Origin of the sequence: Pacificimonas flava (assembly GCF_000342165.1) — a bacterium.
Taxonomy (GTDB): Bacteria; Pseudomonadota; Alphaproteobacteria; order Sphingomonadales; family Sphingomonadaceae; genus Pacificimonas; species Pacificimonas flava.
The window spans coordinates 1-11,819 of record NZ_AMRV01000024.1 but is presented as its reverse complement, the minus strand read 5'-3'; the positions used below and the strand labels follow the sequence as shown (position 1 = coordinate 11,819).

Genomic DNA, 11,819 nt, shown 5'->3' with positions numbered 1-11,819 from the left:
GTCCCGACTTCAATCCGATTGAAAAGACCTTCGCGCGCCTCAAGGCCATCCTGCGAAAGGCCGCCGAGCGAACCGTATCCGGATTATGGAACCTCATCGGCAAGCTCGTCGACCTCTTGCAACCGCAAGAATGCGCCAACTACTTCAGCTCCTGCGGCTATGATCAGACTGAACGGAAAGCGCTCCAATGTCTGCAGCTAGAGCGGAAGCCCCTATTTGCATTGGCGCGCTCGCGTATAAAACCGGCCAGTCAGCACCGTGCCCGCGACGGCGGTTTGGCTTTGGTGCTCAGGTGGGCAGCGAATTTATTCTACAGCGCTTCAGATCGCTCACCCCAGACCTCGATGTGATTTCGTCTTTCGACGCAAATCGGGAGAGGATTGGTCAGGAGCGGAGCGAGACCGGTGTCTGTCAGATAGTTGAGAATCGCGTCCTGCTCTCCAGCCTGCGCCTCTTTCCAGGCATCGATCACTCGTGCCCACAGGAAGAATCCATAGGGCTGAAGCCCGATTTCACAGGCAACGCCGCGAAAAGAGGTCTGCACCGTGCCGATCATCCGCTGATGCGGCTTCTCGGTTACGGGTTCACCCGGTTGCGGATCGCGACCTTCGACGATCGCCTTCAGTCCTTCCAGTTTATCGCTCAGCTCTGGAAACAGCTCCTCTCCCATTTGCTTGAAGATTGGCGTCATCGTGGCCGGTAAGGGTTCATTGTCATGACATCCGGCCGGCATGTCTGAGTATTCCGGAATGTCAGCATCGGGTGCGTTCATGCGCTCCACCCATCGGTACAGGCTTGGGGCTTTCGCCTTCATGACCGCTTCGGGAACAGGGTCCCGTCCCAAGTGTGCGAATAGTGGTCCGAAGAGTCCGTAATCGCCAATCGATGGCTGAGCGCCGAAGAGGTAGGGCCATGCCTCGAAATGTGCATTCAAATGCTGGATCAGCATTTCGAACGACTCCTCGATCACGGGAATCGTGCGTTCAGTCACGCCCAAGGCCGGCAGATAAGATTGCATACGCCCCATGATCTTGGCGGCAGCTTCGGGACCGGATCCGACCGCGAACGCATGCTTCAAAAACGCTGCCTGCTCGTCAAAATAGGACCAGCGATAATGCATCGCGTGCCGGGTCAGGGTCGTAACGGCATAGAGCTCCGCGATATGAGCAAGAACGCGTTGTAAAGATGCCGGCGGCCGGGCAGTGCAGCGGACACCCTGCTCCTCGAAGTGATCGAGTATGTCGACAGTATCTTGAATGATCGTGCCATCTTCCAGCACCACGACTGGAATGATCCCTCGGCCAATGGCCGGAAGAACGACGTTCTGAAAATGCGGATGCGATGGAGCGCGCTCTTCATAGACCAAGCCCTGCTTGCGAAGATAGGCGCGAGTTTTGCCGGTGTAGAGCGAGTGGGGAAGCCCATAAAGGATGATTGTCATAGTCTGGGACTATCGCAGATAATATGGCGAGCCGCAGGGCTGATTATCTGAAGAGGTCGTCAGCCCCTTTTCGAGCGGATTTGGGGGACGGGTCTGCTTCCACCCTCAACGTGTCTGACCGGTAACGACTTGTCAGATAGCGCCATAGCAGGGCGATCCCGTCCCTCTAAACTGCCTACCACCTGTGCCGGACAGCTTCGGAGAGGCAGGCGATGGCGACGGCGAAAAGGCCCGTTATGGCTAGCAATTCGCCTCCGTCTTCGACAAGGACCAACGGTTCGTTCAATATCGGGATGCGTGTCCTGAGGTAGGCGTGAAGGGCGTCGACACCGACTGCCGCGAGACCAAAGACCCCCATAAGAAAGCAAATGGCAACCAGTTGAGTTCGCTCGCGCGGCCTTGCGTTTAGATAGGTGGCGAAAAGCGATGCACCGATCACGCCTCCGACGAAAAGCATGAAAATCAGTTCGCCGACGTCCTGCTGGCCCGGCGCAACCCATCTTGCCGCATGCTCGTGTAACTCCATGCGTCCGTCGAGAGCCATGTAGACGGTAGCCACAGCCGGCGTGGCAAAAACACTCCGTCTCGATAGAAAGCAGCAGAGAAGAAAGACGGCGCCGCATGAAAGCAGCAATACCGCTTCCCAGCTCTCCGATATGCTACCTTCGCGGTCCAAGCGAAACAGGTTCCGCCGTTCGGTCGGAATCAATGTGGCCAAATGCAAGGCGACGAGAAAGCCCGCGATAAGAAGCACGCCGATCGCAGGCCAAGATCGAACCGATCCCTTGATCAAGTGTAGCGCCGAACGCAGAGGGAATGGGCATACCCTGCTGGCGATATTAGACAATTCGGATATCATTAATTTGTCATAAAGCATGAGCGAGTGCCCGCAATGATGCATCTTCAACGGGACTGCGGCTCGCGCGGGGCTTGCTGAACAAGCCCATTAGTCACGTTCGTTTCACCCGGAGCTGCGTGCCTCGTGGTTAACCCCTTTGGCGAAAACGTCCGCTGGCACCTGGAGAAACTTTCGGACGGGCTGGTCAATCTCCAATGGCTGGAAGGAGCCTTCACTGTTTGATGGGCGCCCGCAGCGCTCTTATCGAGCCTGCCCCTCCGCTCTTGCGCGAGATGGGCATCAGGCGGCTATCAGCTCATCGGCGGGGCCAAAGAACTCGAAATGGATCCGATCGCGCGAAACCCCTGCGACCGTCAGATCTTCCACGAAGGCGCGCAGGAACGGTTTGGGGCCGCACAGGTAGTAGTTCGCTGCGGCAAAGGGTGTTTGAGAATGGAGCCAATCGCCACTGATCAGGCCCTGCTCGTCATAGTCGCGGCCCAGTACGTCCTCGGAACGGGGTTTCTGGTAGAAGGTAGTTATCCGCACATCCCCGCCGTGTTTCGCCAGCTGCCGAACCTGATCGCGCATGGCATGAGTGGAGCCGTTGAGCGTGCCATGGATGTAGTGGATCGGCACGGATGCGCCCTCCCGCACCAGACTTTCGAGCATGCTGATCATTGGGGTGAGTCCAACGCCGCCGCTGAGCAGAACGATCGGCCGTTCGGACGTATCGGCTAGGAAGAACTCGCCCGCTGGAACGGATACCTTGAGGGTTGTGCCGGTCTCTACCTCGTCATGCAACCAGTTGGAAGCGATGCCCCGGGGCTCCCGCTTCACGCTGATGCGATATGTTTCGCCGTTAGGCGCGGAAGAGATGCTGTAGTTGCGCTTGAGCGAGTGTTCGCCTGGTCCGTCCAACCACAACGTCAGGTACTGGCCCGGCCGATGCCTGACCACGGCGCCGTCGTCGACGGGGCGCAGCACGAAAGAGGTGATGATCTCGCTTTCCTTGCACTTCTCGACCACGGCGAAGTCCCGCCACCCGCGCCACCCGCCCGGCTGATCGGCCAGCGTGTCATATAGCTGAGCTTCGCGGCCGATGAGGATGTCGGCAAGGAACCAGTATGCCTCCCCCCAGGCGTTGAGGATCTCGTCCGTCGCCGCGCCTCCCAGCACCTCTTTGATCGCCGCCAGAAGGGCGTTGGCAACGGAAGGATAGTGTTCGGGCAAGATCTGCAGGCCGACATGCTTTTGCGCGATCCGCTCCACGGCGTCGCGTAACACGTCCAGATTATCGATGTTCTTGGCGTATGCTAGAACAGCGGCGGCAAGTGCCTTCGGCTGCGACCCCGTCTCCCCATGATGAGACTGGTTGAACAGATCGCGGATCGCCGGATCCTGGAACAGGCGGGCATACATGACGCGCGTGATGTTCAGCCCGTGCGCCTCCAGCGCCGGAACAGTGGCCTTGACGATGGCGACGGTCTGCTCGCTTAGCGTGCGGGACATGAGTTTGCTCCTGCTTTGCCTCTTGGATGAGAGGGCGGTGCAACGCCCTTGCATCGGTCTAGGATCAGACGTGCAGACCGTCATTCTCGGTCATGTCCCTACGTGCCGTACCGGAGGTGGGATGCCGAGCCGCCTATCAAGCGAGGCGGGCGATGGTGACCATCCGCACCAGTTCCGACAGGGTCTTCGCCTGCATCTTCAGCATCACGTTGGCGCGGTATACCTCCACCGTTCGGGCGCTGATGCCAAGGTCATAGGCGATGGCCTTGTTCGCCTCTCCCGCGACCAGGCCTTCCATCACCTCTCGCTCTCGCATCGAAAGCGTCGCCAGCCGCTCCTGCACCCGGTACCGCTCGGCCTGAAGTTCGTCTCTGTCAGCTTGCCGAGCAAGGGCGGTGCGGATCGCGCCGAGAATCGTTTCGTCCCCGTAGGGTTTCTCGATGAAATCGGACACGCCCGCGTGCATCGCCTGTACCGCAAGCGGCACGTCGGCATGGCCGGTGATGACGATGACCGGCACATTGTTGCCTCGCCGCTTCAACTCCTGCGCCATTTCGATGCCGTTCATCCCTGGCATCCGCACGTCGGTGATGATGCAAGCGTTCTCCAGCGGTAAACCGGTCTTTAGGAAAGCATCGGCTGAGGAGAAGCTGCGCACCTTTAAGCCCGCGCAGTCGATCAGGAACTCCAGTGAACGGCGCGCACCCTCATCATCGTCGATCACATGGACGATCGGCTCATCCGCCATCAAACAACTCCTCTTTTTTCACGCGCTGGACGGTGAAGGAGAACAGCGCACCGCCACACGCGCTCGTCTCCGCCCGGATGCGGCCGCCATGTGCCTCGACGATCGTACGGGAGATCGACAGGCCGACGCCCATGCCGGTGCGCTTAGTGGTAACGAATGGCTGGAACAGTTGATCGGCCACCTCTGGGCTGATCCCGGGCCCGGTGTCGACGACTGTGACCTGCGCCATCTCTTCGCCCCACGGCTCGACCCGGATTGTCAGCTCCCGGCGCGGCAGAGCAGCGGCGGCAGCCATCGAATCGACCGCGTTGCGGACCAGATTCACCACCACCTGCTGGATCTGAACCTTGTCCACCAGCACCAGATCGAGGTTCGGGCTGAACGAATAATGGATACGGATGTCATGTTCGCGCGCGCCGACCAGCGCCAACGCGCTGGCCTCTTCAATGATCTTCGGCAGGCTTTCCACTGTGCGCTCCGTCTCACCGCGCGCGACGAAATCGCGCAGACGGCGAATGATGGCCCCGGCGCGCAGGGCCTCTTCCCCAGCGCGGTCCACCGCATCGGCGACCTTTTCGTGCGGCACCTCCTCGCGCGCCAGCAGCATGCGACTGCCCTTCAGGTAATTTGCGATGGCGGAGAGTGGCTGGTTGAGCTCATGGGCAAGCGCGGAGGCCATCTCGCCCAGGGCGGTGAGGCGCGAGACATGGACCAGCTCGCTCTGCAGCTCCTGCAGGCGCGTTTCGGTCTGCTGGCGCTCGGTCAGGTCGCGGATGAAACCAGTGAAGTAGCGCTGGTTGTCCAGTTGCATCTCACCTACAGCCAGCTCCATCGGGAAGGTAGACCCGTCACGCCGCTGGCCGACCACCACTCGCCCCGTGCCGATGATCCGGCGCTCGCCCGTGCGGTAATAGCGCTGCAGATAGGAATCATGCGCCTCTCTGTAGGGGGCCGGCATCAGCATAGAGACGTTCCGGCCCCTCGCCTCCTCCGCGTTCCAGCCAAACAGGCGCTCTGCCGCGGGACTGAAGTCATGCATCAGCCCCGCCTCGTCGATAACCACTACCGCGTCCGGAACGGTGTCCAGAATGGAGCGCAAGTGCGTCTGTCGCCGCGCGAGCCCCGCAGCAGCGGCTTCGGTTTCGGTCCGCGCGTGCTGGAACCACTCGCCGCCCACGGCGACGGCCAGGCCGATCATCACAAAGGCTGTCGCCGCGATCAGGCTGCCGTCCTCGATCGGGCCGCTGCGAAGGTCGCAGACAAGCCCTACCCCCGCGCCCGCGAGCGCCGCCACCGCGCCGGCGCGCACGCCCGAGAGGGCGCTCGCTACGACAACTCCAGGCATGAAGAAGATATAGGTCGCGCGCTGACCCAGCTCTTCGCCGAACACCAGGCGCACGGCGGCTCCGGCCATGATCGCAACACCGGCCAAAGCCAACGCAGCCGGGATCGACAAACGCGGAAGAAAACGGCTGGCGAAACGCGCTGAACCGACCTCCGTAAGAGCCCTTAGGGGATTGGTGGTAGGGACAATATCCAAATGTTCGACCTCTCGCAGCGAACGTAGATCGCCTTCAACAGCGACGCACCTCAAGGCGACGCCTTAGACGGAGAATACCAATGCCTGCCCCCTTCATCGACCTTGGCGTTCATCACAAGCCCCGTGGGTTTTCCGACCGAGTCGCTTTTGGCTTCACAAAGGCGCTGCGCTGGTGCGCTGACACCTTCTTTGCGGAACGCTATGGCCACCGCGCCGTCGTGCTGGAGACCGTGGCCGCCGTGCCTGGGATGGTAGGTGCCACGATCAACCACCTGGCCTGCCTGCGCCGCATGTGCGACGATAAGGGTTGGATCAAGACGCTCATGGACGAGGCCGAGAATGAGCGGATGCACCTGATGACCTTTATCGAGATCTCCAAGCCCACTCTGTTCGAGCGAGCGGTGATCATCGGCGTGCAGTGGGTGTTCTACCTGTTCTTCTTCGCCCTGTACCTCGTCAGCTCGAAGACGGCGCATCGCGTGGTCGGCTATTTCGAGGAGGAAGCGGTGATCAGCTACACCCACTACCTCACTGAGATTGATGAGGGCCGCAGTGATAACGTGCCCGCGCCGGAGATTGCAAAGAAGTACTGGGACCTGCCCGACAGCGCGACATTACGCGACGTAGTGCTGGTGGTGCGGGCGGACGAGGCTCATCACCGCGACGTGAACCACGGCTATGCCAACGAACTGGCCGGGCTGCCCGTCGGCACGGTGGCCGAATGCCCGCCGCACGTGGCGCTGGAGCCGACCTGGAAGCAGGCGGCGTGAACCGGACGGGGCTGGCGGGCGACTGTGCCGGCCCCTTCACTTGGGAAGACCGGACATGGCCTATCAGCGCCCGATCCTTGTGTACGAGCAGGACCGATCCGTCCTCGCTTCGCTCGAATTTGCGTTGGCGCTGGAGGGTTATCGCGTACTCGATGGGACGAGCGCAGGGGCCAACCCGCGAGGTGCGGCTTGCCTCATCATCGAGCAGCGGCATGGGGCAAGTGGCGGGCTCGCCCTGCTGGCACAGCTGCGGGCCGGCGGATGCAACACGCCAACGGTGCTGATGGCGACCAATCCAACCCGCAGCACAAGGAAACTGGCAGATGCGGCCGGTGTCCCACTGATCGAGAAGCCGCTGCTGAATAACGACCTGACGCAGGCGCTCCGTAGTGTGCTCAGGCAAAAGGAGGCGGTATGATGAGCATCGGCGTGGTTTCGGAGGCGGAGATCGCCCGGGTAGTGCCCGCCTTCTACGTGGAGGTGCGGCAGGATCCGTTGCTCGGTCCCATCTTCAACGACGCGGTCGCGGACTGGTCGGAGCATCTGGAGAAGCTGCAGGCCTTCTGGTCTTCCGTGATGCTGGCGAGCGGCCGCTATAAGGGGCAGCCGATGCCGGCCCATGTGCGGCACGCAAGCCGGATCACGCCTGCGGTCTTTGCCCGCTGGCTGGAGCTGTGGGCGAAGACGACAAGCGAGCAGCTTCCGCCGGAAGCTGCGGCGGACATGCAGGAGAGAGCGGAGCGGATCGCGGAGAGCCTGTCCCTCGGCATCCAGTTCCACAAGGACAGGCTTGCAGAGTTTGAAATGGCGAAGTGAGGAGCGCGTGATGACGAGCGATCAACCTGTTGAACCGGCGAGCGAGCTTGCCGAGGGGCTCGAACCGTACAGCCGCACCGCGACCTTTACCGAGGACACCATTCCTGCCGGGCTTCGGAAGGACCATACGACCAAGACAGGAAGTTGGGGCCTGATCCATGTCGAGCAGGGGGTGCTGCGCTATCGCGTGACCGACCCGCGCCGCTTGGCCGCCGAACGCGACCTGACGCCGGAGACCGCGCCCGGCGTGGTCGAGCCCACAATCCTGCACCATGTGGAGCCGATCGGCCCGGTGCGCTTCCACGTCGAGTTCCTGCGAGAAGCCTAAGCCTCGATCCCGGCATGAGCGACTGGCGGAGCTGAAGAATCGAAGACGTTGCGCGTGAGCAAGGCGCGTTCCACGACCCATGACCAGTAGGAGATTGAAAATTAGAAACAGACGGCCATGACCAAATTTTCAGTGAAAGATCATGTCAGCTGGAATTTTCGTGTCGTTGTCATCGGCTGATTATCGCCCCCCACCTCTTGGCACGAGCACACCCTGCCGTCCAAATGATGGCACCCCGCCGGATGCAGGACGCCATGCTGAACGAGGGAGCCAAAGCGTTCGTGCATTCATGCTGGCCTTCCGCCCCCATCAAGAATTCTGAATCACAACGCTGTCGGAGCGGGTATCCCCATCGATTCAGTTCGTGTGGAAACCGCTCAAATATCGTATTGGCAGTCCTGATATAGTGGGAAGCGCCTCCGGCACGCTGAAGGGTCCACGAATTGCTTTAGAGCGAAGAATTGCGTGAGTGCCTTCAATGGGCGAGGTCGGCCGTACCCATTACACGCGACAAATCGGTCCGTGGCGACTAATTATCCATTATGCCATTCAGCCACAGTGTACCGTCCTATCGGGACGACATCGATCTCGCGATCGACCTGGGAACAGCCAATACAAGGGTGCTCCTGCGCGACCAAAGTCTTGCCTTCGATGAGCCTTCCGTATGCTGTTTTGCGGGAGACCGTACGGGTAACAGGCTGCTCGCTGTAGGATTCGCTGCCAAGGAGATGCAGGGGCGCACGTTTGGGGACCAGCACATCGTTCGTCCGCTGCGTGATGGCATCGTTCACGACCTCGACGCTGGCCGTGAGCTGCTCAAGCACGCAATCAGAGAAAGTCTGCCTAGACGCCGTTTCGGTGCGCCTCGGGCGCTCATCGGCATTCCTGCTGATGCCACGAAGGCCGAGTATAAAGCTTTGCTCACTATCGCACAGGATGCAGGACTGCGCGGCGTGGAAATTGTAGCTGAACCGGTTGCGGCAGCGTTGGGGTGCGGAATTTCTGGAAATGATCCGAGAGGCTCTCTGCTGATCGAGTGCGGGGCCGGAACGACAGAAATCGCAGTTCTGGCTTCCGGCCGTATTGCGCTGCGCAAGTCTCTTCGAGGAGGAGGTTTTGCGCTAAACACGGCCTTCATTGACTACATGCATTCCCAGCATAGCTTCCGGATAGGGGACTCGACGGCCGAAAAGCTAAAGCTGGAAACCCTGGCGCGAATCAATTCCCAAGATGACGTCGTTGAAGTGGCTGGCCTGAATGTGGAGAGGGGAAGACCAGAACGGGTAAACGTTCCGATACTCGGGCTTTCTTTCATTTTGGAACGCTACGCCATTGAGCTATCGGAGCTCGTTGCTGACATACTGAATGATGTAAGCCCCGCTATTTACGAAGACATCGTGGAGTCCGGGGTGGTCCTGACAGGCGGCGGCGCTGTGGCCCCAATCTTGGTCACCTCTATTGGCTGCAGAACACGGCTGAACGTGCGTGTTGCTGATGACCCACTCGCATGCGTTTCAAAAGGTCTGGGAGAAATAGCATTTCGGCGGCATTAAGCAGTACGTCATTGTATTGGGAAAAGAACAACCGGCTTTGCAGCGGCTCTTTCCCTCCATGGCACAGCGGACGGGAAACGGCATTGGCTAGGTTTTCGCAGCCCGTGCCTGGTAGGACTTAGAAGCCGGACGTCAGCGGCCGGCGATCAGAACCCCCCGGCTTCGCCACGACTGACAGTCTGCTTAGCTATAGGAGATGAGATGGAACTGTCGTCACGCGTTCCGTCAGCAACGACCGAAACGCTTGATTTCGCTTCGCAGCCGAACAAGGCGTTGACGGCGATCAGCGCTTGGGCGGACAAGGCTACCGAAGGACTCGTACCGCAGGTGGTCGATCGCACTGGCCTCAACCACGATGCGGGTGCATACCTCGTCAAAGCTACTTTCTTCAAAACGAACTGGAGCACCGCTTTTCGGGTGGAAAGAACGTCTCGTTCCTGTTGAATGACGGCTGCGAGCGGAACTTCTATTTCATAGAGGGAAGATTGTCGGTCGCTTGTGCACCGGCCGGCGACTGGCGCGCTGTGCGTCTTTCCTACGATGCGCCGCCGCAAAACGGTAGCGCAGGTTTCGTAATGAACGTGAGGGTCAGGGTATCGGCGGGGTTCTCTTCAACCTCACCCTTCAAAGCAAACCGAAAGCCGTTCGAAACTGGCGAAATCGATGTCGCCGTTTGAGCCAGCTCCTCGTGAGCCATGCGCACCTCGAGGTCGCCTTGATAGAGGCTGTAAGCTGATGTCCTCACAATTGTATAACCGAGCCGGAACACTCCTGCCCGAGAGAATGCGAGAAGCAACGACCCTGTCTCGCGATCGATTGTGATCAAGCCCTCGGCATGAGGTGTCCTCGCAAGCTGGGCCATCCGCCTGCGGCGTTCTTCCCCGCTGGCCTTCAGCGCTTCCGCGCGGTCCAGGCGCGCACGTAGGTCCGGCTTATCTTTGCCGAGATACGGCTCATCATCTCAGTCTCAGCCCGGAAGCGCTGGTAAAGATAGGTTCTTCCGTTGCGCTTTCGTTCCTCAACTGTGCCAAACGGATCGGAGGCCCGCTCGTCGAGATGAAGGCGCAGCAGATCCTGATAGGCTACGATCGCCGGACGGCTGTGCGAAAAGATTTTCATGTCTCGCCAATTCTCTGCAAAGTGTGCATCAAGGTATTATTTGATGCACACAATGATCCCAAGTCACGGCGATATCGGTTCTAGGCGCCTTCCGGTGCAGTTTGAGTCACATCGCCTCTGAAATCACCTTACTCAGTAGCGGACTCCAGGTCGGACGCCGTCGATCGCAACATTCAGGAAGATGGCTACGCTAGGTTTCGATCAGAACCTCGGCTCCGGCGAGGCTGTAGAAGATTTCGCCATTCAGCCGATCATGGCGCGGCGATCCGTTGAAGCTCTCATTATGCCGTTCTCCCGCGGTGACCCAAACGCGATGTAGAGCGTCTTCACGCCGATCTAGCCGAGCCATATAGGCCTCATTATAGAGCCGCAGATTTTCCTTCCATTGTTCCTCCAAAACCCAAGTCTTCGCGTCAGCGCTGCGAACCGCGAACGCCAGCCCGCGGCGTCGGCGCCGAACGAGATGTGGTCGATGGACTTCGTCTCGGACGCGCTGTTCGACGGGCGGCGCTTGCGGGCGCTGACGGTCGTCGATGCGTTCACCCGCGAAGCGCTGGCGATCGACGTCGACCAGAGCATCAAGGGCGAACAGGTCCCCCGGGCGATGACGCGGATCCATCGGTACGTGGTGCACCGACAACCATTCGGGTGGACAATGGGCCGGAGTTCATCTCGAAGGCACTTGACCGTTGGGCATACGAGAACGGCGTTACGCTCGACGTCTCGCGATCGGGTAAGCCGACCGGCAACGCCTAAGTGGAGAGCCTCAATGGCCGCCTGCGCGACGAGTGCCTGAACAGCCATTGGTTCCTGTCGCTGATGGACGCCCAAACCAAGATCGAAGCCGGGCAACGGGACTATAATGAGGGCCGACCTCACACGGCTCTTGGGTGGATGATGCCAGCAGAATATGCTGCATCCGCCGGGATGAGAAACCGGCGGAGCCTCACGACCACTGCTTGGCTGCGATCAACCGCGGCGTCACACCCCGTCGCTTCGGCATCCCACTAGCGTGCTTCGGTGATGTCGCTGGCGAACTTTACAATGCCCACGGGACTGCCGTCAGGATCGAGGATCGGGTTGTAGGTTCGGCTTTGAGCTTGCAAATCTCCTCGGAATGCAGGCGTAGAAGTGAGCCCGTTCAAAGAAAGGAC

At 60.1% G+C, this 11,819-nt stretch carries 12 protein-coding genes and 3 pseudogenes; 8 read left to right on the top strand and 7 right to left on the bottom strand.

Translation table 11 applies throughout. The features are described 5' to 3' along the window. Nucleotides 1–164: pseudogene (locus C725_RS16320) on the top strand (IS630 family transposase); the annotation flags it as partial. Between the two features lie 146 nt (nucleotides 165–310). On the opposite strand, the gene C725_RS14775 reads toward C725_RS16320, so the two are convergent. The 5 genes from C725_RS14775 to C725_RS14755 all read right to left on the bottom strand — a co-directional run bounded on the left by C725_RS14775 (nucleotide 311) and on the right by C725_RS14755 (nucleotide 5,953). Beyond that, a complete protein-coding gene (locus C725_RS14775) occupies nucleotides 311–1,441 on the bottom strand; it encodes a glutathione S-transferase family protein (protein WP_008603977.1) in 1,131 nt (376 codons plus the stop codon). Nucleotides 1,442–1,616: 175 nt separating this feature from the next. Continuing rightward, complete coding sequence (locus C725_RS14770) at nucleotides 1,617–2,234, bottom strand: hypothetical protein (protein WP_149864719.1); 618 nt, start codon at nucleotides 2,232–2,234, stop codon at nucleotides 1,617–1,619. A gap of 345 nt (nucleotides 2,235–2,579) precedes the next feature. Then, a complete protein-coding gene (gene hmpA / locus C725_RS14765; protein WP_008603975.1) occupies nucleotides 2,580–3,791 on the bottom strand; it encodes an NO-inducible flavohemoprotein in 1,212 nt (403 codons plus the stop codon). 136 nt (nucleotides 3,792–3,927) lie between these two features. Next, a complete protein-coding gene (fixJ, locus tag C725_RS14760) occupies nucleotides 3,928–4,539 on the bottom strand; it encodes a response regulator FixJ (protein WP_008603974.1) in 612 nt (203 codons plus the stop codon). Further along, nucleotides 4,529–5,953, bottom strand: a complete 1,425-nt coding sequence (locus C725_RS14755; protein ID WP_149864718.1) for a sensor histidine kinase — start codon at nucleotides 5,951–5,953, stop codon at nucleotides 4,529–4,531. Before C725_RS14755 ends, fixJ begins: the two co-directional genes overlap by 11 nt. 206 nt (nucleotides 5,954–6,159) lie before the next feature. Here C725_RS14755 and C725_RS14750 point away from each other — a divergent pair, with 206 nt between their 5' ends. The 6 genes from C725_RS14750 (at nucleotide 6,160) to C725_RS16035 (ending at nucleotide 9,990) form a co-directional block, all read left to right on the top strand. Further along, nucleotides 6,160–6,849, top strand: coding sequence for an alternative oxidase (locus C725_RS14750; protein WP_008603972.1), 690 nt, complete (start codon nucleotides 6,160–6,162; stop codon nucleotides 6,847–6,849). 55 nt (nucleotides 6,850–6,904) lie between these two features. Continuing rightward, nucleotides 6,905–7,267, top strand: coding sequence for a response regulator transcription factor (locus C725_RS14745; RefSeq protein WP_008603971.1), 363 nt, complete (start codon nucleotides 6,905–6,907; stop codon nucleotides 7,265–7,267). Beyond that, nucleotides 7,264–7,665: a group III truncated hemoglobin gene (locus C725_RS14740; RefSeq protein ID WP_008603970.1), complete on the top strand. Its 402-nt coding sequence runs from the start codon at nucleotides 7,264–7,266 to the stop codon at nucleotides 7,663–7,665. The genes C725_RS14745 and C725_RS14740 overlap by 4 nt, the downstream gene beginning before the upstream one ends. A 10-nt stretch (nucleotides 7,666–7,675) precedes the next feature. Then, nucleotides 7,676–7,993 (top strand): TehB family protein, encoded by a 318-nt coding sequence (locus C725_RS14735; protein ID WP_008603969.1) that lies wholly within the window; start codon nucleotides 7,676–7,678, stop codon nucleotides 7,991–7,993. A gap of 542 nt (nucleotides 7,994–8,535) precedes the next feature. Continuing rightward, nucleotides 8,536–9,546 (top strand): rod shape-determining protein, encoded by a 1,011-nt coding sequence (locus C725_RS14730; RefSeq protein ID WP_038283715.1) that lies wholly within the window; start codon nucleotides 8,536–8,538, stop codon nucleotides 9,544–9,546. A gap of 201 nt (nucleotides 9,547–9,747) precedes the next feature. After that, complete coding sequence (locus C725_RS16035) at nucleotides 9,748–9,990, top strand: serpin family protein (protein ID WP_078056332.1); 243 nt, start codon at nucleotides 9,748–9,750, stop codon at nucleotides 9,988–9,990. A gap of 447 nt (nucleotides 9,991–10,437) precedes the next feature. Here C725_RS16035 and C725_RS16550 read toward each other — a convergent pair whose 3' ends face one another. Further along, nucleotides 10,438–10,665, bottom strand: a complete 228-nt coding sequence (locus C725_RS16550; protein WP_008603967.1) for a hypothetical protein — start codon at nucleotides 10,663–10,665, stop codon at nucleotides 10,438–10,440. A 196-nt stretch (nucleotides 10,666–10,861) separates the two neighbouring features. Then, nucleotides 10,862–11,001, bottom strand: a pseudogene (locus tag C725_RS16460) (integrase core domain-containing protein); the annotation flags it as partial. Nucleotides 11,002–11,044: 43 nt separating this feature from the next. Here C725_RS16460 and C725_RS16315 point away from each other — a divergent pair. Continuing rightward, nucleotides 11,045–11,598 (top strand): annotated as a pseudogene (locus C725_RS16315) (integrase core domain-containing protein); the annotation flags it as partial. Nucleotides 11,599–11,819 lie beyond the last annotated feature (221 nt).

Bases quoted from the DNA above. Each gene is read 5' to 3' on its own strand.
- C725_RS16550 (WP_008603967.1), bottom strand. From the start codon at position 10,665: ATGAAAATCTTTTCGCACAGCCGTCCGGCGATCGTAGCCTATCAGGAT.
- C725_RS14775 (WP_008603977.1), bottom strand. From the start codon at position 1,441: ATGACAATCATCCTTTATGGGCTTCCCCACTCGCTCTACACCGGCAAA.
- hmpA (WP_008603975.1), bottom strand. From the start codon at position 3,791: ATGTCCCGCACGCTAAGCGAGCAGACCGTCGCCATCGTCAAGGCCACT.
- C725_RS16035 (WP_078056332.1), top strand. From the start codon at position 9,748: ATGGAACTGTCGTCACGCGTTCCGTCAGCAACGACCGAAACGCTTGAT.
- C725_RS14750 (WP_008603972.1), top strand. From the start codon at position 6,160: ATGCCTGCCCCCTTCATCGACCTTGGCGTTCATCACAAGCCCCGTGGG.
- C725_RS14740 (WP_008603970.1), top strand. From the start codon at position 7,264: ATGATGAGCATCGGCGTGGTTTCGGAGGCGGAGATCGCCCGGGTAGTG.
- C725_RS14735 (WP_008603969.1), top strand. From the start codon at position 7,676: ATGACGAGCGATCAACCTGTTGAACCGGCGAGCGAGCTTGCCGAGGGG.
- C725_RS14745 (WP_008603971.1), top strand. From the start codon at position 6,905: ATGGCCTATCAGCGCCCGATCCTTGTGTACGAGCAGGACCGATCCGTC.
- fixJ (WP_008603974.1), bottom strand. From the start codon at position 4,539: ATGGCGGATGAGCCGATCGTCCATGTGATCGACGATGATGAGGGTGCG.
- C725_RS14755 (WP_149864718.1), bottom strand. From the start codon at position 5,953: ATGGCCGGAGCCGCCGTGCGCCTGGTGTTCGGCGAAGAGCTGGGTCAG.
- C725_RS14730 (WP_038283715.1), top strand. From the start codon at position 8,536: ATGCCATTCAGCCACAGTGTACCGTCCTATCGGGACGACATCGATCTC.